Origin of the sequence: Streptomyces buecherae (assembly GCF_014295035.1) — a bacterium.
In the GTDB taxonomy this organism is placed as follows: Bacteria; Actinomycetota; Actinomycetes; order Streptomycetales; family Streptomycetaceae; genus Streptomyces; species Streptomyces youssoufiensis.
Window position 1 is genome coordinate 5,393,215 of sequence record NZ_CP060404.1, and the last position, 25,721, is coordinate 5,418,935.

The 25,721-nt window shown below is 62.8% G+C and carries 20 protein-coding genes; 11 read left to right on the forward strand and 9 right to left on the reverse strand.

The window, feature by feature from the left end; all coding sequences use genetic code 11:
- Positions 1-356: 356 nt before the first annotated feature.
- Positions 357-713 (reverse strand): hypothetical protein, encoded by a 357-nt coding sequence (locus tag H7H31_RS21225; RefSeq protein WP_187118010.1) that lies wholly within the window; start codon positions 711-713, stop codon positions 357-359.
- Between the two features lie 3,410 nt (positions 714-4,123).
- On the opposite strand from H7H31_RS21225, the gene H7H31_RS21230 reads away from it, so the two are divergent.
- The 11 genes from H7H31_RS21230 to H7H31_RS21280 all read left to right on the forward strand — a co-directional run bounded on the left by H7H31_RS21230 (position 4,124) and on the right by H7H31_RS21280 (position 14,864).
- Positions 4,124-4,384: a hypothetical protein gene (locus H7H31_RS21230; RefSeq protein WP_187118011.1), complete on the forward strand. Its 261-nt coding sequence runs from the start codon at positions 4,124-4,126 to the stop codon at positions 4,382-4,384.
- A 646-nt stretch (positions 4,385-5,030) separates the two neighbouring features.
- Positions 5,031-5,243, forward strand: coding sequence for a hypothetical protein (locus H7H31_RS21235; RefSeq protein ID WP_187118012.1), 213 nt, complete (start codon positions 5,031-5,033; stop codon positions 5,241-5,243).
- Between the two features lie 119 nt (positions 5,244-5,362).
- The gene (locus H7H31_RS21240) at positions 5,363-5,626 is read left to right on the forward strand and encodes a hypothetical protein (RefSeq protein ID WP_187118013.1); all 264 of its coding nucleotides are present in this window, start codon (positions 5,363-5,365) and stop codon (positions 5,624-5,626) included.
- Positions 5,627-6,600: 974 nt separating this feature from the next.
- Positions 6,601-7,209, forward strand: coding sequence for a hypothetical protein (locus H7H31_RS21245; protein WP_187118014.1), 609 nt, complete (start codon positions 6,601-6,603; stop codon positions 7,207-7,209).
- Between the two features lie 184 nt (positions 7,210-7,393).
- Entirely contained in the window at positions 7,394-7,747 is a 354-nt protein-coding gene (locus H7H31_RS21250) for a hypothetical protein (protein ID WP_187118015.1), read from the forward strand.
- An 894-nt stretch (positions 7,748-8,641) separates the two neighbouring features.
- Positions 8,642-8,815, forward strand: coding sequence for a hypothetical protein (locus tag H7H31_RS21255; RefSeq protein WP_187118016.1), 174 nt, complete (start codon positions 8,642-8,644; stop codon positions 8,813-8,815).
- A 220-nt stretch (positions 8,816-9,035) separates the two neighbouring features.
- Complete coding sequence (locus H7H31_RS21260) at positions 9,036-9,332, forward strand: hypothetical protein (RefSeq protein WP_187118017.1); 297 nt, start codon at positions 9,036-9,038, stop codon at positions 9,330-9,332.
- Between the two features lie 134 nt (positions 9,333-9,466).
- The gene (locus tag H7H31_RS21265; RefSeq protein WP_187118018.1) at positions 9,467-9,607 is read left to right on the forward strand and encodes a hypothetical protein; all 141 of its coding nucleotides are present in this window, start codon (positions 9,467-9,469) and stop codon (positions 9,605-9,607) included.
- A 1,627-nt stretch (positions 9,608-11,234) separates the two neighbouring features.
- Positions 11,235-11,567 (forward strand): histone-like nucleoid-structuring protein Lsr2, encoded by a 333-nt coding sequence (locus H7H31_RS21270; protein ID WP_187118019.1) that lies wholly within the window; start codon positions 11,235-11,237, stop codon positions 11,565-11,567.
- Between the two features lie 1,876 nt (positions 11,568-13,443).
- Positions 13,444-14,517, forward strand: coding sequence for a recombinase family protein (locus tag H7H31_RS21275; RefSeq protein ID WP_187118020.1), 1,074 nt, complete (start codon positions 13,444-13,446; stop codon positions 14,515-14,517).
- A complete protein-coding gene (locus tag H7H31_RS21280) occupies positions 14,514-14,864 on the forward strand; it encodes a hypothetical protein (protein WP_187118021.1) in 351 nt (116 codons plus the stop codon). The genes H7H31_RS21275 and H7H31_RS21280 overlap by 4 nt, the downstream gene beginning before the upstream one ends.
- Positions 14,865-14,923: 59 nt before the next feature.
- Here the strand turns inward: H7H31_RS21280 and H7H31_RS21285 are convergent, their stop codons facing one another.
- From H7H31_RS21285 to H7H31_RS34195, 8 genes are all read right to left on the reverse strand, one after another.
- The gene (locus H7H31_RS21285; RefSeq protein ID WP_187118022.1) at positions 14,924-15,133 is read right to left on the reverse strand and encodes a hypothetical protein; all 210 of its coding nucleotides are present in this window, start codon (positions 15,131-15,133) and stop codon (positions 14,924-14,926) included.
- Between the two features lie 671 nt (positions 15,134-15,804).
- A complete protein-coding gene (locus tag H7H31_RS35165; protein ID WP_232109997.1) occupies positions 15,805-16,803 on the reverse strand; it encodes a peptidoglycan-binding protein in 999 nt (332 codons plus the stop codon).
- 71 nt (positions 16,804-16,874) lie between these two features.
- Positions 16,875-17,138 carry a hypothetical protein gene (locus H7H31_RS21295; protein WP_232109998.1) on the reverse strand — a complete coding sequence of 88 codons (264 nt, stop codon included), beginning with the start codon at positions 17,136-17,138 and terminating at the stop codon, positions 16,875-16,877.
- Complete coding sequence (locus H7H31_RS21300; RefSeq protein WP_187118023.1) at positions 17,135-17,548, reverse strand: hypothetical protein; 414 nt, start codon at positions 17,546-17,548, stop codon at positions 17,135-17,137. The genes H7H31_RS21295 and H7H31_RS21300 overlap by 4 nt, the downstream gene beginning before the upstream one ends.
- A gap of 155 nt (positions 17,549-17,703) precedes the next feature.
- Positions 17,704-18,786 carry a hypothetical protein gene (locus H7H31_RS21305; protein ID WP_187118024.1) on the reverse strand — a complete coding sequence of 361 codons (1,083 nt, stop codon included), beginning with the start codon at positions 18,784-18,786 and terminating at the stop codon, positions 17,704-17,706.
- A gap of 4 nt (positions 18,787-18,790) precedes the next feature.
- Entirely contained in the window at positions 18,791-20,023 is a 1,233-nt protein-coding gene (locus H7H31_RS21310) for a Gp37-like protein (RefSeq protein ID WP_187118269.1), read from the reverse strand.
- A gap of 15 nt (positions 20,024-20,038) precedes the next feature.
- Entirely contained in the window at positions 20,039-20,977 is a 939-nt protein-coding gene (locus H7H31_RS21315; protein WP_232110000.1) for a phage tail family protein, read from the reverse strand.
- Positions 20,978-21,048: 71 nt separating this feature from the next.
- On the reverse strand, positions 21,049-25,716 hold the full coding sequence (locus tag H7H31_RS34195; RefSeq protein ID WP_187118025.1) for a transglycosylase SLT domain-containing protein: 4,668 nt from the start codon (positions 25,714-25,716) through the stop codon (positions 21,049-21,051).
- Positions 25,717-25,721: the final 5 nt, after the last annotated feature.

Consider the following 25,721-nt stretch of genomic DNA (forward strand, 5'->3'; position numbering starts at 1 on the left):
GGAGGCCCCCCGCGGCAAGCAGGGGGCCTCTGGCAGCTTGCCCCTGTCTCTACGCCCACCTTTGGTGGGCGACAGACCCTGCGGCCCTCTGGGCCGACTCTGAGGGGCAACAGACAGGCCCTCGACCCTTTGGGGGGTCGCGGGCCTGTGAGTGAGCGAGACTCGACTTTCCCCGGCCTGGCGGGGCCGGGGAAGACTGAGAAGAGAGTCTTTCTGGCGGGGGATATTATTTCCCCCGCCATTAATTATGTACGTGTCCTCTGGCATGCGCTGGGACACAATGTGTCCGAGGCCACAGAAACTCTTCTTCTCTTCATCGTGAGGGTATGAGGAGTTTTCAGCGCTCGACAGAGGTGCTAGGAGGCCGACACGTGTTCGTCGGCAGCGGAGCAAGGCCCAGTCAGCCGCAGCACGCGCCCGCACCTACCAAAGATCGCGTTCTCAGGGCACCTTGCGAGGTGGATGGCACCCAACTTGCGTAGCTCGCCCGCCAGCTCGGCCGCGGCGACCTGGATGGCGGGCAAAGCTTCCTGGTCCACAGCGCGGGCGAAACCGCGATACGTGGCGTTGAGCTGCGGGTATCGCAGCGTCCACGCAACGCTAGCCCGAGAGAGCCGGAGCAGGTTGGCCACGCCATCTGGTGTCAGCTCGTGGATGGCCGTCAGAGCCTCAGCGAGCTCGACGGCATTCATTTTCCTGTAGTCCGTGGACACGTCTCCCCTTTCAGTCGCGATTCCTGCGTCAGAACCTATACCAGGGCCGCACCAGAGGTGCCCGGGTCCCGGAAACTGGACTGACGATCGAAAAGGGACGGCCGCGGCCTGGAGCCGCGAGGCGAATCGTTCCGCTAAAGGCGTTGAAAGCATGTCCCGGGAGCTCAGAAACTACTCTTCGATTGCCCCCTTGTGAATCAACAAAACTCGTACAGAAGCAAAGGGAGGCCCTCCGGCGGTTATTGTGATGATGAGTAGTAGCCATTACCCCCGGTGTGTCAAGACATGATGAATAGTTGTTTCGGGTGCGCTACTACATCTCTTCTCTTCATGGCAAGGGTATGAAGAGTTTCCGCGCGTGTGACGTAGACAACGCCTGTCGAGCTGCCCGCTGATTGCGGGCGCCGTCCGCGCCTTTCCTCCGTCCGAGTTGACCTGGTTCGTCGCATGTAAAAGTCAAGAGCAAGTAAAGACTTGCTTTGTGGTGGACTCGGGGCAAAGTGGATAAACCACCACAGTGCAAGTCGCCCACCTCTCCTTATGTCTTTACTGGGGCGCCTGGCGATGGCCCTGCATGTCGTTTCGCCACTTGCTTTGTGGTGGGCAATGGTGCGTAATTAGAGGGCACCACCGAGCAAGCCAAGAGCGGCCCGCAGTACCACCCACAGAAGTGGGGTCGGGAAATGGGTTTCACGCGTAGAAGGGCTTTCAGGCTCAGAGGGTGGAGCCATTCCCCAAGAGGGAGTGCAAGCGGGAGACGCAACGGACGCCGAAAGCTCGTACGAGGGGAAACCCGACAACAGATGAGCGACGGAGAAGCGGGACCGGGCGACGAACGGAACAGCCGTACTTTGAGAACTTAATAGCTCTGCGCGCCCGTTGAAGCGAATAGACACGGGATGAGCCCTGAACGCCCCGCCTCGCTGTGAAGCGACCACGGGAGTACGTCAAGGGAGAGCGCTAGGAGTGGTCAGAAATGAACTGACGATCGTAGAGAACCCGCCCGACAGGGTTGCCAAATAGTCGGGACTGCAATGCCTGCTTTACCTACGACTCATGCCCCAACACGGGGTGTCCAGCGTGCTCGGGGTCATGGTGACTGATACTCGCCAGGCCCTTTCAGTGCGTCTCTAAGCCCCTGCGGGGCGTGAGTCGGGGGGGAAGTGCAGGACTGCGCTTCAAAGGGCCGTACGCGGCCACTGAGAGAGGATGTAGGGCATGAGCGTGAGCCTGGTGAAGCCGGCGGCTCTACTGCGGACGCTCCCTTGTGACATGGAGCGGTGCAGCATTCCCGCTGTGTTCACTGTGGTGGCTTCTTTCACTAGCTCTAAGTGTGAGAGAGCCATTCTTGCCGTGGATAACGTTTGCTTGGTGCACTGCTTCGAAGCTGTGGCGTTCCTTGCTCAGTCCGATACCGTTCACGCGACGGTAATGGCCGCTCTTTTGGTCCATGGATAACAGGCTTTGCCGTAACTACTTGCCACATGAGGGTGCACGTGTGCCCGCAGTGGTTGAGTACAGGGAAGATTTCTTCAACGGCTATGAGTCTGAGTCGTTGCATGTCTGTCGTGAGTGCTTCGAGCGTGCGAAGCGCGAGGGCATAAGGGTGCGTGTGATTTCGGAGTTGGAAACCTGAGAGAGGACAGGGGATGACGTTTCACAGAGAGTTTGTGAACCACCGTTTCTTGGTGCGTGTCAGTAGCGCGCACGGGGTGACGGAGAACGAATTCAGTTCGTGGGGTGGGGCGGTTAACGGTATTCGTTCCGCGTACCGCACGTGGATGGGGCTGCCCGTGCGAGCTGGCCAGATGCGCTCGATTTACATATCTGGATACGGACTCATTCACGGACTCAATGTCCGCGTGATTCCGCTTCCCTAGCCTCCGTGCGGGAGTCGGGTACCCAATCCGTGCTGGAGATTGGGTGCCCTCTCGCCTGTACGGCGACGTATGAAGGGAAAGGGGGCAGGGTGTTTTGGTATGGAGTGTGCGCCTATCTGGGTGAACGCGAGATCCTTATAGGCGAGTGGCGGGGTGAACTAGGCCGCGCCGAATCCGCAGCATTGGCGACCTATAACCGTTTCCACGGTACGGCGGCCGTAGTAATCCTGCGGGATGGCGGCTCGTGGCGCCATGTGGTGGCGCCGCCCCGCCGCATCCGGGGCCGTAAGCCGTTCATCACGGATGCGGGATTCTGCGCGCACTCTCAGTGTGGGCAGATTCCTCCCGAGAGTTGCTATTGCTTAGAGAGTGAGGCGTGAATGAGTACGGCCACGTACAGGGTTATCAGGAACGGCAAGGCGCTGCCTGTGACGCTGGCAATGCGTGACGCAGCTCGACTGGCTTCCCGCTTGCGGGTCCTTTTCCCGGGTGACGACGTTCAGGTTGTGCCCCGCAGGATTAGCCAGTGTGAGGGCTGCTACAGCCCGCTAGGTGCCTACGAGGGGGGCGGGGTCCATCACTTCATAGATCAGATCGTGTGGTTCCCCTGCTCTGTGCATGCCGGTTAGTCGTAGTCGGTCGATTGGCGCACGTGACAGGGATCAAGGTCACGTGCGCTTTTCTGTCTACTGCGGCGGGCGGTAGCGAGAGAAGGGGTGAGCGGTTTTGAATGCATGGCAAGAGGCTGGCCGTATGGCCGCGAGGTATCTCGCGGTACCCGTTACTCCGGAAAACCTCAAGCGGGGGGACATCATCACGGGATTCCACTTGGAGCCGGTTTCGGTGGTGGAGTCCGCGCCTGTCCCTCATCCGACGCGCGAGGGGTGGTGGACGCTTGAAAAGGCCACACGTTATGGCGTAGGTCAGTACGTCCTCACCGAGGGAGAAACGGAAAGCGTTGGGCGTGTGCCACTGGTAGACGTGGGTCACTCCTTCGGAATATGGCTCGCTCCGTGTGGTTGTGCCGTTAGCGCGGAGGACCATTGCGAAAAATGCGGGCCGTACAACCGTCACAGCCCCAAGTACGGAGAGGAGACGAACGCCGGTGTCTGAGATCAAGACAGGGAATCGCGTCGGAGTCCATTACAGCAGCTATGCGGCGGCGCACGGAATCATTTGTGTGCCGTACTGCAACGAGAAGCCAACGCATTGGATTTGCACTGAACGTTTCGGGGATAGGCATCATGCCTGTGCGGCTCGTTGCGAGAAGCACGGGCGAGATGGCGGGGAGAATACCCGATACACAGAGATTGAGTGAGCTTCCGTAGTAGGTCGATTGGCGCACGTGACAGGGATCGGGGTCACGTGCGCCTTTCTGTCTACTGCGTCGGAGCGGTAGCGAGAGAAAGGGTAAGAGGGGCCTGAGCCTGTGTAGCTGATTGATTGGATTTGGTAGCGCACGTGATGGGAAATGGGTCACGTGCGCTTGCCATGTCCGCTCATTCGGAGCGGGAGAGAAAGGGGGCAGGAATGATTGACCAGTGGACGGGCAAGGTCATTTTGCGCAAGGTGGCTAAGCGGCATCTGTTCATCACGCCGAAGTCGGGGCACCTACGCGCTACCGCCGTAGCGACGATGGATGGTCAAACCAGTGTGCGCCTGATCTTCTGGCGGACGGATGGAACGGTTCGAACCGCCGAGATCACCGCTTTCGGATTCGATGAGTCCGTGGCGCGAGTGAGGGGCATGGAAGCGCCCTTCACTACTGCGGAAATACCTCCTAAGCCTTGATCGGGTTTGGTGGCGCACGTGGCGAAGCTGGGGCCACGTGCGCTTGCCATGTCCGCTCATTCGGAGCGGGAGAGAAAGGGCAACGTATGAATGCGTGGGTGCGGGAGCGGTGCGCCTGGTGCGGCATCTTATGGCGCGTGGTGCACGTGGACTACTTGACGCGGGGCATTGGCAACCAGCCACAGAGAAAGCCGCTGTGTCTGGACATGTGCTTGCCGCGTATGCAGGCGCTTTCGGAGTGCCAGGGGCGAAAGCACGGGCTGTATGAGTACGTGCGTCAGGCGCCTACCTACGTGCATCGCGACACGTGGGGTAACAAGGAGACGCGGGAGATCACGGCCCCCCAGACACACGCGGGGCAATCGTCTGAGTCTCTAATCGGGGAGCTAGTCCGGGCGCGACCGTATTACCACGTGCCGGACACGCGGCATTCGCTCAAACGCGCTCGATCCCACGTGACCTACGAAGCGCGTGTAGTTGATTCGGCGCTACTCGCAAGCATGGTCTACGTCGAATACACCTGGGTAACTGGTTCGTCCCCATGGAAGCCGCGACAGCTTTTTTATCCGCGCGAACTGCACCTAGCCACCTGCGAATGCGCGGCATGTGTCGGCGACGGAAATCACGAACTGGACGGGGCGTGACAATGAGCACGGATAAGCGGCTGAGCATCCGTGAGACGAACGCGGCTTACGGGGACCTTGAAGATATGGCGCACGCTCTACGCGAGGACATTTTTATGTGGGCGCTCGAAGATGAGAAGCCACACCGAAAGTCGCGTGAGGAACTGCGCGTCGCACTTGACGCCTATATAGACCGGGCGGAGTGGCTGGACAAGCACGGGCACAAGGGCGAGTAGTCGCTAGCGGCTGAATATCGGGGGCGAAAGAAGGTCAACCGCGTGAGCGGTCGGGATCACTTTCGCCCCTTGGTATTGGGTCTCTAGAGACTGGCTCTAGAGCCTCGAAAGGGGGACACGTGTCAATACTGCTCATAGGGTACATGAACGACTCTGGGCACCTGATCATTACCAGATCTCTGCCCGTGGAAGACGAGGCAGCCGTTAGCGCCATCGTCGGAGAGCTGCACGATGCGAGCGCCTGGGCAGCAACCTTCGATGAGCCGACGCATAAGCGCGCCATTCAACAGGCTTTTGAAGAGTACGTCAGGGACGAATGGGAGCGGGACCCGAACACTCGGCTGATAGATGAAGTGGAGCACTACGAGCCGAGCACGGACTAGGGAGAGAAGCGAATGAGCGTCACTTTCACTTGTACGAGCAATGAGGAAGCGGAAACCATCGGGAACGCTGTCAACCTGTATGGCCGGTGTGTGCTGCGGGAACAAAGGGGGGTGGATCTCCGGAATTATGCGCCCGCCATCCCCGGTGTGGCCGCTGGTTTCGGTTGGGATGCTGTGCGCGACGCAGCACGACAAATGCACGAGGGCAGCGTTACGCCCATGTCGGACCGCATGGCGGAGGCAATTCGCCTCGCTCTCCGGTACCGCGCTTACAGCGGCCGGTATGAGCGGGTAGGTATCGCCACGGTACTTGAGGAGCGCATGAGCGCTTGCATTCGCGAGGCGTGGCGTCAGGCCGAGTCTCGGGGCGAGTACATGTGTGAGGTCTACCGGAGCAAGGCCGAAGGGCACTGCTCGACGCGGGGCGTTGTAGTGGCTCACAGAGAGCACAAGGGAGAGCGTATTTCCCTCGTGATGTGCGCGGGTCACGCTCTCCAACACTTCACCCACTGGGAGCGCACGCCAGTGGGTGAGTACATCAGAGGGCACGGCCGTACTCCGGCAATCCACGTAAAGGGCCGCGCTTTCCCTGACCCTGATATCCCTGTCAAGCGCACGGGCTATATGGCTGCACCGCCTGTGTGGGGCGACGAATACGGGGCCCGTTACGCGGCCCCGGTTCCGGCGCTCGACGTACGAGCCGGAGATCTGTATGTCTTCACCAACGGTCACGGTAATGCGCATGAGGTGAAGACGATAGAAGAAATCCCCATGCCGGACGGGTCAACCTGGATGCGTTTTGGCTGCAACAGGGGTGTGCAGGCGGGCGCTGGTCGGCATCGCGTTGTCACCGTACTTCGTCCGACGCCTTTCTAACCCTGTAGCGCGGGAGGTTGGGGCACGGGCCTGTTTGGTCCGTGCCCTTTCCTCCGGACCTACCGGAGACAGACGAAAGGGCAGAGATGTCTGGAAGAGTGATCGAGTACCCCTACACCATCTCGGAATACAGTCGCGCGGCTGTAGATGTGCTGGGGTACGGCTGGGATGGGGATTCCGGATTCCTGGGGGCGTACGGACTCATCTGGCGGAAGGCCGATGACCGCACTTTTCGCGTGTGGGTTGACGCGGAGCGAGACGACGAATCCCGTCTGATGGTGGCGGACAAGGACGACAGCGCACGATTTGTGGAGGTGCCGTTGACTAGCGAAGCGCCGACGGACGCGGAGAGCTTGAGGGAAGTGGGGCGGGCCGTCGCGGCGGCTGTCCTGTCAGTGGTGGGTGTGCATTACCACATTTCTGTGACGCGCGAGTTGACGCCGTACACGACGTGCACCCGGTACGACACTGAGCCGCTGGCGCGGGAGACGGCTGCCAGGAAGGTGACCGAAGCCTTTCTAGAGGAGGAGCCCAAAGAATGGGGGGAGGGCACCGGGCAGCGCTTGACGGAGGCCGTAGGAATGATCACCGCTTTCGGCTCCGTGGTTGCCGGAGGCGTGCGCATAGACGTGGTGGAGAGAGCCAACGAGCGGTGCGGGCACTGTGACCCCTTGGTTGGTGTGGTGGGCTGGGTGGCCCCGTGGTAGGGCCCGCCGATGCGCTGATTGTCGGGGCCCTGGCGCCCCTGGTGGTGGTGCTGCTGTGGGAGGTAGCGCACTGGACTCGGGTTGGGGTGGCCGGACTCCGGGAGTACAGGGCCAACCGTCCGCCCCGGCCTCGACCCCGGCACGCGCGCGGCCGGCGCTTGCTTCGACAGATGGAGGGAGCGCGGTGACGACGCATATGGCCGTAGGGCTCATGGCCGAGCTGCCACAGCTTCACGTGATCGTGGAGTGGACCCAGGAAGAGGCCACGGTGACTGGGGACCGGCCCCCGGAAGCGGCCACGGTGGTCGTGTCCGTGCAGGGCCAGAACGGGGAAGTGGTGCGGGAGGAGACGCAGCATGCGACGCCTCTAGGTATCGCCCCTTCGTCGTTTCTCCTCGACCTGGTGGTAGTGAGCGCTCTTCGCTGGCATTGGCAACGAATGACAGCAGGAATCGAGGCCGCTACAGAGCCGGGCATGGTCTTTGAGGAAGCCGCCAAAGAGGCGATCGAATGGAAGGGCAGCACCCACCACAAGTGACTGACTGATTAAGACAGTTGATGTTTTCGGGGCCGCGCACACCGTGCGGCCCCTTCGTCATTCGAGAGAGGGAGAGATGCGGAGACAAGAGCAGGTGCGCCAGTGGCAGCGTCTCAAAGCGCGGTGGCCGCGCGTACGGCGCGGCGGGATTAGCGCGCGTCGTGCCCTGGTGCACGCGGACCAACACAGCCTCGCCGGTTGGACGCATGCGCCAGGAGTTCGAGAGTGGCAGCCCTATGCCGCTGACAACATCCGCATGGCGGAAGCCAAGGGCGAGCCCCGCCCGGATTGGTGCCGGGACGTGGTGAACCGCGTGCGTGTGCGGCCCCTCCGGCGGGGGCCGGCCGCTGCCCCCCTTCGTCGGGGCCCGGACTTGCCTCGTGTCCGCGTGAGCGAGCTGGACCAGATACCGCCGTCCGCTCCCCGGCGCGGGGTGCCCTATGTGCCGTACGTGCCGTTGAGCGTGCGCGAGGCGTCCGCGCGCATGGAGCGGTGGCGGCGGTGACGGGCCAGCTTGACCCGCGCGCGGCGCGGGCCCTGGCGGTAGCCAGGGGGCTGGTATCTCCTGACACTCCCTTGCCTGTGTCCCCGGCGGAACTGCGTCTGCTGGCTGAGCACTTGAAGAGTCAGTCACGGCGGGCCGAGATAGAGCGCGCGAGGGCTCGCCGGGAGCGCGATGCGACGCTGATAGCCGCAGAGCGCGACTTGCGGGCCCAGACGCGTACCCCGCACGGGCCGGCCATTGTCCGGCTGGCCCGGGAGTGGGCCCTGCGTACAGGGAGGCACAGAGGCACGCGCGGGCGCCTGCCCGCGCTCGTCCTACACGCCTACCGCACACACGTCGCCCGGGGATGGCTGCTCACTGACGGCCCGCGCTGGGCCGTAGGTGACCGCGTGGCCGATGAACGGGAGCCGGGACGGGCCGGCGTGGTCGTGAGCGTAGGGGCTGACCTCTACCGGGGTGCGTGGCTCTATGAGGTCCAGTACCCCGACGCTCCGACCCGCCATGTGCCCTACCGCGGGGGCCTGGTGGCCGCGCAGGACCAGGACCAGGACCAGGGCGAGTGAGCGCCATGGGTGCGCTCGGAATTGACGCGGCCGAGCTGGAGCGGGCCGCGCGCGCCGCCGCGCAGCTCGGTTCCGCGCGTGAGCGCCTGGCGGCGCTTGCCCTCGTCTACGGGAGCGCCGGAGAGACAGCGAACCGGTACGCCGACCCTGGCCGTGCCGCGCTAGAGCTGGTGCGCCTGGTAGCGCACGCATACCGAGAAGAGATAGAGGAGGGGCAGTCATGCCTTACGTAGATCAAAGCATTTTGGACGGCTTGGAAAGGCGGTCCAAGGTACTGGAGAAGCACGCGCCGGCAATCCGGCGGTTGCTCGGGGACGCGGCAGAGGTTGCACGCATCGGAGAGCTGGAGATGATGTCCGCCTATCTGCGCGGCCTGGAAGATGCGGGGTACCGGGCCGCGCTCGATGCTGGGGTCGTGACTCACGTGGGCTGGAAAATAGCGGCCGAGAAGCAAGCGCAGGTAGTTGCTCAGACAGAGCGAGATCTAGAAGAACTCGACGCGGTGATTCCTGAATGACTAAGCCACTGCTTTTCTGGACCCGCCAAGCCGCTCTACTGCTAGGGCGACTCAATGCGCCTAGGCTCTACCCTTCGACGCTTATTGTGCTGCGGGAGTGCCCGGGTGAGGTAACTATTCACAGGGTCGCGCTCGTGGGCGCGCACTACGATCCTGGGCAATCTTTCCCGGATATCGATACGGCCAAGGCTTTTGCTGAGCAGCTATTAGCCGACTGGTACGAGATGATTAGTGAGGGGATGAGCCACGCGCAGAGAGTGGCAGATGGTTCCTGAGCCGCTTTGATCGGGGCCGGGCCTGCGGGCCCGGCCCCTTTCATGGAGTCTCATGAAAGGAGAAGGGTGCATGGAACGGGATGGAGCGGAATTCGACTCCATGGCCTACGGGCCTATCGGTAAAGCTGTGCGAGCCTCGATGGCGCACTCCGAAGCTGACCCAATAGGAACGCTGGCCGCGCTGCTCGCTCAAGTATCTACGGCCTTTACAGGGCATGTGCGTCTGCTTTTTGACGAACCCTTGGGCGTGTGGACTTTGGCCGTGGGTCTTCCTGCGGAGGGCAGGAAGGGGACCGCCGTGCGTACTGCGTTGGCTCTCCTTCCTCCGAAGGTTCGCGCTTTCATTGGGGATCGTACGGTGTCAGGGGTCGCTAATGGGCCCGCATTCCTGGATAAACTCTTGGAGGTGAAGGAGGAAGCCGACACAACAAAGGACAGCCGCGGGCCGGGGATGCTCGTTTTTGAGAGTGAGTACACGAACATCACTATGTCTTCGTGCCGGAAGCTGCAACCTTTCTTACATGACGCTTGGGATGGGGCCCGGATCAGCAATACGACGAAAGGGGGCCCTCAGTCCATCAGCCGGCCACGAGTCGGGTTCCACGCTCATATTCAACCGGGTATCTGGGGCGCGGCAATTAAGCCCTTGGCCGCTCAACAGGGCTCATATAGCCGCGTCCTGCCTGTCTGGGTTCACTCTGAACGCCTGCTGCCGACCCCCAAGAAGGGGGCCCCGGACTGGCTTGCCAGTGTGAAACCGTGTGCGGCGCTCGATGCGGCCTTTGAGTGGCTTCTCAAGGAGCCCCGCCTCATTGGTTTTGATGAGGGGGCCCGTGTCGAGTACGACGCGCTAAGGCAGCGGTGGATGCGCCAGAATCGAACACGCTCAAGAGATCTGAGCGCCTTTTTCACGCGTGCCGATGCTCACGTAAGGCGCATCGCTGCTGTCTATGCGATCGTGGCGCGAAAGACAGAGATCACGCGGCCCATGTTGCAAGCGGCAAGGGCATTCGTGGAATACTCGATGTCAACCGTCGAATGGCTAGAGAGTCAGGCGACGCGCAAGAATCGCAGGGGTATTGTGATTCCCATCGATGATCGCATTGTCTCTGCCCTTGGTCGGCTCGGAGGTCAGGCCACGCGGACCCAGCTTTTTGCGGCTCTTGGGGGCATGGTGCCGCGCGCGGAGATTGACCCGGCGCTAGATCTCCTAATAGAGATTGGCCGTATCGAACCTTTCGCAATCCCCCGGGAAGCGGGGGCGCGAGGACCCGCACCCAGGGCGTATCAGATAGTCGAAAGAGCCCTGGAGGAGCCCGAGCCTGTGAAGCAGGCGAAGAAAGCCCGGCCTGCGCGGACAGCTCGACCCGCGAAGAAGGCTCCGGCTGCGCGGAAGCGCACGCAGAGCGCCCCCGCGCAGCCGGAGGAGTCGGCGCCCAAGCGGCGACCCAGGCCGGCTAAGACGGCCAAGACGGCGGCGCCCAGTCCGAACCTCGCGCTTTTCCCGGAGGAGTAGCGCTCTACCCGACAGGGGGCAGGCTCCGTGCCTGTCCCCTTCTAAAACCGGCACACGCGCACTCGCGCGTGTGCTTCACTATCAAGCAATCCCAGATTGAAAGGCACCACCGTGGCACAGAGGGTCGAAATCCTGCTCGTTGACGACATTGACGGCGGGGAAGCTGACGAGACAATCACGTTTGGCCTGGATGGCCGGACGTACGAGATCGACTTGACCGGCAAGAACGCTGACAAGCTGCGTAAGGCACTTAAGCCGTACGTAGAGAGCGGGCGCCGTATTGGGGGCCGTGCGACGAGCGGACGCAAGGCGAAGCCGGCCGCGTCCGGTGGCGCGGACACGGCCAAGATTCGCGAGTGGGCGAAGGAGAACGGCTTCGAGGTCAACGACCGCGGCCGAGTGCCCGCCACCGTGCGTGAGGCGTACGAGAAGGCCAACGGCTAGGCAGCTCGCACATCGAATCGAAGGGGCCCCCGAGTGGGGCCCCTTCGCTGTTGTGGGGACCCTATGACCGACACTCACACACTCCGACGGCGCCCGGAGGGGCGCTGGCAGTGCACGAAATGCCGGGCGGCCTACCTGGCGCCGGAGCGCGCCAGGGGCGCCGTGTGCGCCGGAGAGCACCTAGCACACGCGCCCCCCGGATTCAGAGAGCACCTGGTAGAGCCACGGGACCTGGACAGATCGTGCGCGGCCTGGAGCTGCCCGGACCCGGACCCCTCCCACGCGTGGCACGGCCCTGACCCGTGGTGTGACTCCCACACGTGCCGGCGGTGCCAGCACGACTGCACATGTGACGCGTGCACGGGCACTGTGGATGCGCCCGGCCTGGCCCTCCTGGAAGACGTGGCGGACCACAAACAGAACTGCACTAGAAAGAAGAGGCGACAGCGAATGGCTGACGAACTGGCGGACCAGTTAGGAAAGTTGGGGCCGGGCGACTCCGTGACCGCTCGGGGTTTCGACGCGGGAGGACGGGCGGTGACGCGTACTGGCGTCCTCCTGGCCCAGCCCCAGGAGGTGACCGCACGCCGCAGCGGCGTGCGAGAGAAGGCGTGGCGGGTCTACGTCGGGTCTCTTGGCGCTCCGGCAGGCAGGGCCGTCCTTGTCACGCTCTTCCCGGGCCGGGGGACCATTGAGCCCCAGGCCGACGAGCCCGAGATTTCCCCGGCCGCCGAGAAGCGCGACCAGGACCAGGGCCAGGACCCGTCGCCCGCCAGCTCGACCCCGCCGCGTCGGCGCGGACTCCTGGCAGAGGGCTGGCTAGGGAACCTGGAGGGCCGCGGGTACGCGGTGTGGAGTCTCGATCGCACGCGTGTACTCGGCTGGCTGACGCTAGACCGGTCCCGCTTCCTACGGGCGACGTGACTGGATATCTTAAAGACTGGCGCCCCGCCGTGCGGGGGTGGTTCCTTTTCTCGTCTGCCCATGCTTATCGCGCTAACGCAGTCCCCGCATTGCGGGGCTAGGGAGCGAAAACGCTCCCTGCCGCGTTTGGGAGAGATGTAGAGTGGCAGAGAATCGTAAGACGTTACGTCTATGCCTCAGAGAGCCTGACGGGAATGACGAGCTAATCTACGAAGACGTAGAGCTAGACTTGCTCACCCCGAAGGCCCGAGCCCTGGCGGAAACGATCGGGCAGTCTGCCCTAAAGGCGCGCCGGCATTTTCTCATTGAATCTGATGCCGGCGAGCTGCGTGCGTGGGATCACTGGAGAGACAGGCCGGCGAATGCTTCGGAGTCGGCTATTCTCTACCTGGAGTACGAAGCGAGAAAGATTCCGCAAGGGTGGCACGTATACGGCATCTCGGTTGAACGGCCGGCCCCCTCACGCGAGGCCGCCGCTAACGATCGGCACCTCACGGAAAGGCAAGCCAGGGCGTATCTTCGCCTCAAGCTCGATGATTTCAATCGGCTGAGGGCAAAATTGCCCCGGGGGGATCGTTATGTAGGTCGGGCGCCGGAGTGGTTGCCTGAGACCTTGGACGCATTCGCGGCGGAGACGCTACATCGCGACTCGACTCCGTCCATTGAACCGGAGGACAAGCCGTAACTTGAAACGCCCCCTCAACGCAGGAATAGGCGGCCTCGACACTTACCGTGCGGGGCCGCCTTTCTTTGCGCAAACAGGAAACAACAACGAGAGGAGTGGCGGGCTACTTGCCCGATAAATGCCATGCCATCGCACTTTGGTCCCCCTGTTGACCTTGCAGACCTACCCAACTACGAACGGGCCGACCTACGGCCCCGGCGTCCGGTTTTCGTCGGCAGAGTCTCTACGAAAGACAATCAGAACCCGGCTTCGTCCATACCGCGGCAAGTGGACACTGCTTCTGAGCGTCTAGAGCCAGGAGAAGAGTTCGTTGCGTATTACTGGGACGTGGAAAGCGGCATGCTGCCCCCTGAACTGCGGGGGCTGGGGCCGCAGGAGATGTACGACGCGCTTGGAGTGCCTACGCCCCGCACAGGGGGGCTCCAAGACCTGATAGACCGCGCGGAAATCCTAGGCATAACCCACGCACTAGCCGAACGGTCCGACCGCATAGCGCGCGCGATGCTTACCAGCCTCACTGTGGAACACGCGCTGAAAAAGACCGGAACGGAAGTCGTGTACGCCAACGAGCCGACGGGGGGCACGGAATCAGGGCGACTACGGGCCCGTCGATACAGCCAAGTAGACGCGGAAGTCTTCAAAGCCACGCTGATGGAAATGTCAACGGGCGGGCAAATACAGCACGCGGTACAAGGGTGGAATCACGGCTACCCCCCGTACCCCTATATCGCGGTGGTTGACGAGGATGCGCCAGTTCCTACGAGGGGGCGCTTTGGCGCGACGCGACCTAAGCGAAAACTCGTCCCACACCCCGATGCTCGCCGAGGCGAAGCAGTCCGCGAAATGTACCGACTTCGCCGCGAAGAACGTCTAACCGATACGCAAATCGTCACCATATTGGCCGCTGATCGTGACCGGTACCCGATTGAGAGACACTGGACATACAATCGGGTGTACGGACTCCTCTCCAACCCTAAGTTGACGGGCTATCAGGTATACAACCGAAAGGCCAGTCGGACAGGCCGGCAAGGCTTCTCCAGGCTGAACCCGGTTTCCGAATGGGTCTGGTCACCGGAAATCGTTCATGAACCAGTTGTCAGCTTGGAGGAATGGAAGCAAACGCAGGAAGTAACCGCGGAACTGCGCACCCGCGCGGGCAGCGGTACGGGCCTGTCTCGCGTTCGCGCCGCTGCCCGCGAGCTGGGCTACAGCGTCACCCTCATCAACCGCAGTGGCACGCACGCGCTGTACCAGATTGGAGGCCGGCGCATGGCGCTGCCCTCCCCTTTGCCCGAATTGATGGCTCAGCAGGTGATAGACGATCTGAGGCGACAAGGATGAGCGAAGTCATTAAGTGCCGGGCCGCTCGGCGCGGTCGGGCCTGGTACGTCGATGTCCCTGGCCTCGTCGGCGTGTACGGGCATGGAAGGACGCTCAAAAGGGCCCAAGAGAGTATCGAAGCCGCGCTTACCCTCGTTGGAGAATCCACCGAAGTGGCGCTTATCCCCACGTCGGCGGAGTTGGATGCCCTGCGGGCTGCTGAGGAAGCTTATGAGACAGCTTTGCGAGAGGCTGTGAAGGCTTTAGCCCTACGTCAGACAACGAGGACTGACATAGCGCAAGCTACGCACGTCACCCGCACTGCGGTGAGGAAAATCCAGGATGAACTAGCGAAAACCCGGGACTGACAAAAAAATCCCCCTCCTCCGGCAAGCGCCGGAGGAGGGGGATTTTTTTGTGTCTGAGCTTAGAAAATGTTCAGATACATGGCCTTATCGGTCTTGCGGTCCTCATGCCGCTGCGCCACTTCACCCGCGCCAAAAAGCGTCGCCGCAAAACTGAGCAGCGCCTCTGCGGGAAGACCGGGGATGTAGATCAGCAGCAGCGGTATAGCTGCGGCGAGCAGAGCATAGAGCCGTACGCCATGCTGAGAAATGAAACGGAGAATATTGGACATGTGTCACTCCATCGGGTGATAGCCCTTGCGGGAACAGGAAAAAGAGAGTAGGTGTAATGGAATGGATAACGAACTGTCGAGTGCTCCGCTAACGGACCAAGCCGAAGCAAAGGAAAATGGGGCCTGCCCTCGATGCCGGGGGCCGCTGGCGCAATTCCCGGGAGATCTTGGAGCCGGCTCACGCGCGAGCCTTGGACGGGAGTGGCGAATCTGCGGGCCGTGTGGCCTAGACGAGGCTGTACGGGATAGCCGCGGCCTGCCGCCGACCCCGCCCGGGGAATGGCCCGTTTCGGGGCCACTGCTCACCTGGACCTCCCCGGCCTAGCCGGAGCCATAGCCGGGGTAGCCGCAGACGGCTACCCCGGCTTTTCTTGCGTCCAGCGCCGGCCCTCGTGCCCACTGTGGGACGATTGCGCCCCGTCGAAGATAAGGACACCGACCCATGTCCATAGATCAATGCCCCCGCTGCCACGGGCGGCTTCGTGCGTACCCCACAGACGGCGGAGCTCAGCCGCGTGCGAAGCTGGACGATCCCGGTGTGACGATCTGTGCGGACTGCGGCCGGGATGAGGCGATCCGCGCAGCCCAGGGGCTGCCGCTGCCGCCCCAGTCGGCGTGGCCGGTGGGGGGCCGCCTGACGAGTCAGGACCTGGCTCACATCACCTCGACCGCTACGCGCTGAACAGGCGCCGCCAGGTCTCGGGGCCGGGGTAGCCATCTGCGTCTGCCCCGGCCCACCCTTGCGCCCGCTGGAACGCCCGCACGGCGGTCCGGTCAGCCTCTGTCCACCGCGGCCCAGGGCCCTCCGTGTAGAAGCGCCCGTATCCCTTCTTGACGAGCTGCCGGCCGAGCGTGGTCACGTGCGCGCTCACCGCCCCTGCCCTGAAATGCTGCCGGCCCGGAAACGCGGGCGGCGTCGGCTTCGCCGGCGGCTTGCTCGGAGCCTTGAGCTTGAGCACCTGTCCCGGCTTGAGTGGGTAAGGCGACTTGAGGCCATTCAGCGTGGCAATCACCTTCCACGAGACGCCTGTCTTTCGCCCGATACTGGAAAGCGTGTCGCCCGGCTGCACCGTGTACGTGCTCGGGCTTGGCTCCGGACTCCCCCCGCCCGCAGCCAGGAAAAGCGCCTTGGTGCTGATGGCCCCTGGGTCCCAGTGATCATTACCAGGGACCTGAGAATGCCCGAAGTGCCCACCCCTCGTCAGCCAAACATTCCGGTCCCGCTTCGCCGCACTCGCGGTCTTCGCCGGCGTACCAGCCGGGAAAGCATCGGGGATTCCCCAGCTTCTGATCGCAGCCATCAGCTTTCGAAAATTGGGGCCCGGCTTCCAATGGCCCGTGAAGGGCGTCCCGGCCCTGCCAAGTACCTCGATCTGAATGCATGCCTTGCCCGTCCGATTCGTGCGGGCCGCGCCATCATTACGCAGCGCTCGGGCGCTGTGCCCGAGAGGGCCGAATTGCCCGATCCTGTCTGTGGCAGGGCAGTAGAGAATGTGGGGCTCCGCGCCAATCTGACGCAGATACCTCTCCACCGCGTTGAAAGCCGCGTTCCCGTCGCCAGATTCTGTCGTGTGCCAAACAACGCGAGCCGGCCGGCCCGGCGAGTCCATCGGACCGCCAATAGTGCCGTCTCCAAGCCGCTCTGCGCCAGCAATCCACTGTGTACCCAAGTCGTCTCCTCTTGTTTTCGGGCATGAAAAAGGCCCGGCAGTCGGCCGGGCCGGTTGGTTCGTGTGCCGCGCTAGCGCGGTAGGCGCGCTACGGCTTGCGGGTCGAGCGCAGTAAGAAGCTGGATCAGCCTCGCGTTCTCCGCCTCGATACGCGTAAGCCGTTCCTTGATCTCCGCTAGGTCGTCTTGGAGCCGGTCGGCCCTGACCTTCTGGGCCTCTGCTTCCTCGCGCCATATCTGCGCAGTGCTGACTCTGAAAGCAGCCCAGAGCATGACGTACGCGCTGACGACTGCGGAGAGGCTGCCCGCTAGGGCGAGTATCTGAGTAGCCGTCACCCTGCCTCCGCCGCGGCGTCGAGCCGGAGCACGGCGCGCACCGAGCTGCCGTCTGCCAACGTGGCCGTTCCCTCGAAGAGGACAGGGCCGCGCTCCTGGTCGAGCTCGGCGACGAGCTGAGTTTCCGCGGCCTGCGCCGTGGCGGGGAGCTGCGCGGCGGGGACCAGGCCGGCCGCGTCCAGGGTGGCGAGCCCTCCGGGTACGCCCATGAGGCCGGCTAGATGGTCAGCGGTCCAGGCCCGGTCTCCGTGCGCGTCCTCCTGGCCCTGGTGCTGCCGTAGCCTGTCGCCCACGTCTACCGCCACCAGGGCCACGCGGCCGGCCCCGAAATCCACGTGAACGCGCTCGGGCCCACCCTCGACGTAGAACCGGGGGATCATCCCGTCAGCATCCGCGCGCAGCTCCGTCATCGGGCTCCCGTACTCGTCCGTGACAACGAGCTGCGTCGCCCCCTCTCCTTCCCCGTCCCATACAGTCCCCGTCGCGTGCGGCACGCGCCGGCCGTCAGCGTCCTCGGCTACGTCGGCCGCGGTCCCCCCAAATTGGATCTGCATACGCCTCCCTTCTACTCGTCAAACTGGTTCGCCTCGTAGACGCCAGAAAGCGTGAGCGTCCCCTTTCGCGGGATGATGCTCAGACCATCGAGCCCAGATTTGGTACTCACAGGACTTGGGATATACAGGAAGACGGCGCTTGGGGCACCGCCCTTACCGATTTTCCCAATGACATCCGAGAAGTTCGGCAATGCGGGGCTGACTGCCCCGCCCGTCCCGTTGTTGTCTATGTGACCTGCGATGACCTGCCCAGTCCGGCCATTCGCATGTACGGGAAGCGAAACGCCGAAAATCCAGTTGTCGCCGCTCAGCTTTACGTCGCTCGTCGCCGGATTTTCAATGACAACAGAGAACCAAATCATGTTCGGCGCTATCCAACGCCAGCGCCCCCACCGTGAGGACTCAGGAACCGTGCCCCCGCCGAGAAGGGCGGGGGTGTATGTCCTTGACTTCGCGAAATTGCGGGTGATGACATAGCCGTCACGAGTGTTGATTGCCTCATAGGGGCTGTCACCCCCGTTGTTGTCCATGTCGTAAATGAACGAGCCGCGAGGCTGTAGAGCCGCGCTCTCAGTCGTATTCCACGGATAGGCCGCAGGGCCCGGGACAGAGAACGGCATGCGCCCTGTGGCGCTTACAGAGGCGTTTCGGGCCCCCGCTACGACTTCATACAAGGGCATTTCCCACAGTCCGCCAGGCTGGCGCCTAGGCTGCGGAACCTGCGGAGTAGCGGCCGGCGCTCCCTGGACGAGCACAATATTCGCGCTGCTCTTCGCTAGGTCCACCTGAATCGCAATCAGGTCTTTCCGCGGCTTGTCGCCCGAATTCGCCGGCACGGTAATGCTCCTCGTGCCAGAAAGCTGATAGAAAAAGCCGCCGACCCACGCGGAGCCGGCGGCTATCTCGACCGTGCGATTGTCTAGCACCTTGGCGTAGAAGGGCAGCGAGGTAGAACCGTAGCTAGAGCCAGTGAGCTGGAAATTTACACGGTCCGGGCTCCACATGGTGGCCATAGACTGCCATTGCGCTTGCGCCACGACATCCATGCCGCCATTCGGATTTGCGGCATTGAATGGGTAACTGACTTCTGCCAAGGCATCACATCCTAGCTTCGAGCTTGCGCAGCTTCCGCTGCATATCGAAAACGGTCCGGTACAGATTCAAGGGCTCGCCGCTACCCTGCTGGCCGATCTTCGGCTTAATGTCCGTGGCCTTACCCCCGTCGTCTACGGACACGACGACTTCGCGCACCACATCTGAATACTCCGTGCCATCTACCGCCACGGTCACGATGTCACCGACGAAATAATCGCGCCCGAAAGCGCAGTCCTCCGTGTCGATCGGGTAAATCTGAAAATTGCCGTCCTTCTCGCCCTCTGCAAGAGCTTCGGCCGCAGCTTCTTTGGCCGCTTCTAGTGCGGCTTTGAATTCCGCGTCTGTCATCTCTTCGTCGGCCTTCACAGGTTCACCCGTGCCGCGGTTGATGCGTACCTGAATGTCTCGGCGATCCACAAAAACTTCGTGGGAGATTCCCCATTCGGCTTCGGACGCGCTGTCAACCTTCTGGTAGTAATAGCGGTTCTGGCCCTCACCCGCACACCCGACAATCGCCCTTGTCGCCCTTGGTGCGTTCAAGGTCCAGATGTATTCGCGGAGATTTCCTAGCTCGGTCGAGAAGCGCACGTCCTTTGAGCGGTCGCGGGGCTGGAAAATGTCAAGGTCCACCTTTTGCGTGGTGGGGTTGTAGATGAGGCGGTAGGCGATTGCGCGCCGATCGCACCACTCCTCGAATTTCGATCCGAGGACATCCCAGCGGACCACATCATTTTGGTGAAGCCCGATCGCTCGGTCTACAAGATTGAGTCCGGCCACCCGCCTATCAGGAAGGGCGGACGGCCCCATAGCCATATCTAGCTCACGAAAGAGAAGCTGCCCCGCTGTCGGGGCATTGTGCACATGCCGGACCTTCGGCACCTTGTATTGATCCGTAATCGGCCGCAGGGGATCGGGGAAAGCTAGACGCCGATAGGCAAGCTGATTGTGGCACTTGCCGCCGATGTAAAGAGAACCCGGACCAGTGTGCTGCACCGTCGTCCAATATTTTTGGAAGACATCGACCTGCCCAGAGAGTATGGGCTTAGCCACGCCATCTTGATAGATGGCGATGCCGCCCCCCTTCTCGATGATTTTTGATTGCGGCGTGCCGTCCTTGATGAGTAGCTGCCAAATGCCGGCCTGCACTAGTCGGACCGTAAAGTCAAGCGAGATCCATTCATCGATCTCGCCGACGCGCCGTAGATTCTTATCGAATACCTCAACTCGATACCCCAGAGTCTTGCCTCCTTTCTAGACATAGCTCGCGTACCGCGGCATGAGCTCTAGCGTCACGGCGGCCTTACCGCCACCTGTGACAATCGCTAGGTCTGCCTCTGTCTCTCCCGGCTCCACTGGCCAAAAGGCCGGAGCCACGTCCATACGCGACCAGTAATTGACTCCGGCACTGTCTTTGATGGTCTTCTTTCCGGGCCGCGTATCGATCGTGAGCGATTTGCCGGCTGGCACGAGGTCAGAGCCGTCAACGGGCGGAGAAGCCCGCAGCACTGCTTTCCGCGGCCGGCGCGGAGTGACCGGGCTCGTGAGTGCGAAAGACTTGATGGGCCCGTACAAGCGCCAAATGGGCCATGCGTCCTCGTCGCCGGGATTGCTGAGTGTATAGGGGCCCCCTAGCGCGCCCTCGGCCACGCGCAGCGGCAGGAAAGGCCGTGTCGTGCTCAGCATCGGGTCGCCGGACCCGAAATCCCACCTCCTACGCTCGGGGGCGAGTGGATAGAAATAGGGGTCCATCGCTTGGAAGGTGAGCCCATAGCGGGCCCACGTGAAGCCCGCTGTCTCACCCTCGGCACCCTCGGCGCCGCCCTCGTAGTAGGCGGAGAGCTGTCGCGTGTGGTCGCCCTCAGTGAAGCGCAGCAGACAATGGCCGTGCGCCGGGTTGAGAGCCTGGAAAAGCGCCCGCTTCAACTCGTTCACCGTCCGGCGATCGACGCCATACAAGAAAACGGGGATCATGACTTTTCGCGCCTGAGTCCGGGCGCTGCGGAAAATGGAACCGTCAAGACTCGGGCTCTCATCCGCGAAAAGGGCGACAGGCGGCATGTCAAGCCCCGTAGCCCCAGGCTGGATTAAGATTCCGGGCCATGCGCTGCTGTGGCCCGTGAGCGGGATTTCCTCGCCGCGGCCGGCCTCGCCGACCAGGACCACGCTCGTGCGCTGCCACTGCTCCGGCACCGGAGGCATGGGCTGGTGCTCCGGCGCCGGGCTCGTGACTCCTACAGGTATAGGCAGGGGCGATCACCTCCTTAGAGTGGGCTGTATAGGGCCTCCGCCTGCTGGAGGGCTCGCATAACTGCCTGCGGGGTTGGTTCGGTGCGGGCCTCGTGGACGTGGATCTCGTAGCGGGGACCGCCGTTCAACAGGGCCTTGGTCTCCTCGTGGTCCCAGACGCGCTCACCGCCGCGCATGCTGACCAGCTCGGGACCGAGCTCACCTACGAGCGCCAGGCCGGGAGAGGCAGAACGGGTCCCGGTCCAGTAGCCGCTGGTCCCTGCAAGCACCTGTGGCCAACGGGCGCCGTAACGGTGCGTCGCGTAATTCAAGCCCGCGTAGATGTTGGCGAGCGGGTTCATGGACGTTCCGTACGCCGACGGCTGCGTACGAGCAAAAGGCCCGGCATACGTACGGAAAGTCGGCCCGATTACCTGGAGCAATCCGACAGAAGGATGTCCCGCAGCCCAGTTGCTATCCCACATGTTAATGATGCTCGGGTTTCCTCCGGACTCCACCTGAATACGGTGGAGTACCGTGCTCAGATATTTGTGAGGTATTCCGAGCATCGTCATTGCCGTTTTAGCGACAGGCGCCCACTGAGTGACTGCATTGCCAGGGCCGGGCTTACTGCTTAGCCCTCCGTCGCCGGGCATGTCGTCAGTAACTCGACTGCCCTTATCGAAATCGAAGAGGCCCTTTGTGTTCGGCATCGCCTCCTTAGCTGTAGAAAGGAACTCACCCGCAACGCGTCCTGCGTATGCCTTCGGCGAGTCCATGATTTCCTTCACGGTCTCGAACATGGCGACGTAGTTATTGATCGATCCGCGAATGATCCCGTAGATGTCATCCACGCCGCCAGTGACAGCGCCTATCGGGTCCTTGACTACGGAGGTCACCGTGTCCCAGAGAGATGACGCGGACTCCAGTACACCCCCCGCTAGGTCATCCCAGATGCTGCCTAGGGTGTCCATCGAGAAGACGTGACCTAGGAAGCGTTGGCCGCGCTCCACGATGTTTCCAGAGCCCCGCCAAATGTCATCCCAGAAATGGTCCTTGAGCGTGGGCGCGACGGCGCCGCCGACAACTCCGGCCACCTGTCCCACGAGGGACGGAATACGGCGGAGGGCCTGCCATGAGTCCTCAGTGATCCAGTCGTACATGCCCCGGAATCGCTCCGCGGCCTTGGTGCCCGTGTATCGGGCGCCGATGTCGCCGACTCCGAGAATGCCTCGTTTCGTTGGCCCGCCGAGAGCATCGGAGGACGCATCCAGACCCATGACCTTTGTCGCGGCCTTGCCCATGGGGGCAATGTCCATCTCGGCTATGTAGTCCTTGATTGAGTCAAGGCTCAGATTTCCCTTGCCGGCGATGCCGCCGCGGGCATGGCGGGAAAGCTGGCCGCGAATGGCGGCCTCATTCCATGCATTGATTCGCGCTTCACCGAGGACGTTCGTAACTTCGGGCCGTAGGACCGCTTCACCGGGCGAGAGGAGAGCTGGAATTTTGTCTATCCACGGTGCATAGCCAGGAAGTACACCGCCCCCGCCCTCGTTGATGACGCCGCCACGGGCACGCCGGTTGGGCTTTCCTCCTCCGCCCCCTCCCGGTGCCTTGCCGGCGATGGACCCTAGGGCTTCATCCGTCCCCTTAGCGTGGCCCTGGGCCTTATCCAGGGCCCCGGCGAGATCTTCCACGCGCTTCGTAATGTCTTTGAGGGAGCGCTGATTCAGAAGACCAATACGGCCGGCCAGAGAGCCGGCTCCGGTACCCTGTCCGACTTTCTTGTACGCCTCATTGGCACCGGTTGTCACGGAATCAAATTGCTGCCGTAGCGCCCGGAGAGATCGACCGGCCAGATTGACGACTGCGGCAGAGACGTTTTTGGTTGCCTTCTCCGTACCGTTCGCCGCGGTGGTCGTGGCTTTGAAGTGATTCCGCAGTGCGCTCAAAGATTTGCCGTCGAGCTTGCCGACCTGATCGGCCGCCGCGCGTACGGCGTTTCTGAGCTGGTCTGTGCGCTTGGTCGTCGTCTCGATCTGCTGCACCCGCAGCGAGCCGAGTTTCCGGCCGTCGAGCGTGCGTACCTCGCCGCTCGCGTTGCGCACGGCCTTGCTGGCGCCGTCTGCGGCGGCCTTCACCGCGTCGAGCTGCTGACGCACCTGGGCCGCCCGCAAGCCGTCCAGCTTGCCTACCTCTGCGGCAGAGGTGCGGGTCGAGCTGGTGACGCCATCGGCCGCAGCCCGTACCGCGTCGAGCTCGCGACGCAGCCCGTTGGTAGGTGTGGTGTTGAGGGCCTGCGCTTGCGTCTGCGCCTGGCGTAGCGCGCCCTGGACCTGAGAAGCGGCGCCACCGACAGAGGCCCCGCCCGAGCCCGCCAGGGCATCGGCGATCTGTCGCATGGTCTGGCTGTTGACCTGCCGCAGCTCGTCACGGAGCTCCGCGGCCTGGCGCTGGGCCTCGGTTATCTGATCTTCGAGCGCCCGTATCTGCGCCCGCTGTGAGCGCGTGTCGTCGCTGCCGCCGCTCGTACCTATAAGGCCGTCCCACATGCGGCGGCCTAGGCCGCGCGCGTCGCCGCCTCGGTTGGTGGTCCGCTGCTGCCGGTAGGCAGCCTGGCCCGCCTGGGTGATCGCCTCCGGGCTCCGGCCTGCCTCGCGCGCCTCTGTGCGCGCGGTGCGCCGCGCCCGGAGCTGCTGACGCAGATTCCCCCCGCCCCGCGCTCCGCGCACTGCTCCGCGTGTAACTGCCGCTAGCGGAGTGAAGGCCCTACCCACGAGGCCAGTTACCTTGCCAATGACCTTCGAAAGAAGGCCCACGGCAAGAATGAGGGGGCCCCACTCGATCAGGAATTTGGCGAAAGCCTCCGCAGTCTCCGTGATGTACGAATGCTCTCGCAGGAACTCGGCGATCGACTCGATTGTGTCGGCGCCGCTCTCAAGAGCGTCCATGAAAATGCCCAGCGCCTTGGGCAGGGCCGGCCCGTACTCCTTGGCCATTTCTTGGAGTTGTTCAAGCAGACCGCCCCGGTACTCGTAACCGGTAATCTCTCCCTTCATGTCTCTAAGCGCGGTCTTCTTGCCCATCAGACGTTCACCGAGGGGCGTGTACTCGTAGATGCCCTGTTTGTTCTCCTTGGCGAAGAGGTTGCCGAGCTCGAAGGCGGCTCGCTCTTTCATCTGCTGGATGCGACCAGAGATGGTGGCGCTGGTGGTCTGCTCCGCGTAGCCCTTCGAGCCCTTTCGGCCGTCAGTTCCCTCCCAGTTTTTCAGGAGGGAATTGACGATCTCGACACCGGTCACGCCTCCACCTTTATTGGCGGGGGTGCCGATCTTCTTCCACATGGCCTCTGAACTCTCAAAGCCCAAAAGATTGGCGAGCTCTGCGGCCGGAATGCCTGTGGCATTCACGAGCTGCGTCACATTTCGAGTCGGAGCCCGGTCACGATCCATGATCTTGTCAATGGCGTACATGGCGCGGGCAAATTCCTGGGGGTTCAGGTTTCCCGCGCGGGCCATGCCGTCACCGATTGCACGGATCAGCTCTGTCGTCTTGGCGGCGGCCTTATTTGATGCAGTAGTACGTTTGTCAGGGTTCTTACTGAACCAATTTTTATCCGCACCGGCCATCGACCGAATGAGCTTCATTTGGTACTCGTGCATGACATCGATGCTGAAAGGCGTATCGATGGCGTAATGCTGAATGGCCTTCATCTGCTTGGCAGCCACGTCAGGAGATACGCCCGCAGCTCTAAGGCCAAGCTGTCCAAGCAGGCGTGTGTCCGCGTTCTTAACGCCTATCGCTGTAAGCGTGGAGCCGGCCACGGCCAGCGGCCCCAGAAATTTTTGCGTCAGAATGGTGCCGGCCTCGTGGATATGAGTGCCGACCTGGTCAAACCAGGTGCCGGTTCTCCGCAGTGACGTTTCAGCGCGCTTGAAAAAATTCTGAGTTGTCGTGGTGGTGTCCTGGATACCCCGACGAACGTCCCGAATCTGAGTCCGGAGATTCGCTATGGTGCGCTGCTGCGCGGCAATGCCGTCCTGGAGAGAGGCCCGCTGTGCCGCGGCTTGAGCTCGGATGTCCGCTATCTGCTGGCGTGTGGCCTCTCTCTGCGCCTGCACCTGCTGGCGCAGTGCCGCGCGCTGGGCCTGCACCTGTAGGCGCTGCTGGCGCTCGGCCTCACGTGTGATCTCCCGCTGCTGACGCTCCGCCTCCCGGCGCTGTTGCACCGCCAGGCGCTCGGCCTCGCGGACCCGCGCCCGCTCGGCCGCTATGCGGTCCTGCGCCGCGCGCTCCTCCTGGCGCACGGTCTCTCGCAGAGCTCGCCGGGTGGTGGCGGAGGCATCCTGCTGTAGCGCCTCCTGGCGGCGGTAGAAGTCGCGCATCTCCTGGAGCCGCCGGCCGGCCTCCTGGCCGTACTGGCGGGTGACCTCCCGCTCCAGGCGCTCGATCGTCTCGGCGCTGTCCTTGGCTTCCTTCACTGCGGCCTGCGCGGCTTTCTTCGCCTGCCGCGCTACATCACGCGGCAGCTCCTTGAGGCCCTTCTCCGCGGCCTCGGCGATCTCTTTTCCCGCTGCCGTGCCAATGCTACGGAGCTCAGCAATGATTTTGCCCCGTAGCCGCGACATTACATCGCGGTCGAGATCCGGGTAAATCTCAATGTAGCCAGAACCGACCTTGATAGGGGTGCGGCCTTCGGCCATAGGCA

What these genes read in the sequence shown, in the direction of transcription:
- H7H31_RS21230 (WP_187118011.1), top strand. Translation starts at nt 4,124, where the DNA reads ATGATTGACCAGTGGACGGGCAAGGTCATTTTGCGCAAGGTGGCTAAG.
- H7H31_RS21235 (WP_187118012.1), top strand. Translation starts at nt 5,031, where the DNA reads ATGAGCACGGATAAGCGGCTGAGCATCCGTGAGACGAACGCGGCTTAC.
- H7H31_RS21260 (WP_187118017.1), top strand. Translation starts at nt 9,036, where the DNA reads ATGCCTTACGTAGATCAAAGCATTTTGGACGGCTTGGAAAGGCGGTCC.
- H7H31_RS21280 (WP_187118021.1), top strand. Translation starts at nt 14,514, where the DNA reads ATGAGCGAAGTCATTAAGTGCCGGGCCGCTCGGCGCGGTCGGGCCTGG.
- H7H31_RS21285 (WP_187118022.1), bottom strand. Translation starts at nt 15,133, where the DNA reads ATGTCCAATATTCTCCGTTTCATTTCTCAGCATGGCGTACGGCTCTAT.
- H7H31_RS21300 (WP_187118023.1), bottom strand. Translation starts at nt 17,548, where the DNA reads ATGACGGAGCTGCGCGCGGATGCTGACGGGATGATCCCCCGGTTCTAC.
- H7H31_RS34195 (WP_187118025.1), bottom strand. Translation starts at nt 25,716, where the DNA reads ATGGCCGAAGGCCGCACCCCTATCAAGGTCGGTTCTGGCTACATTGAG.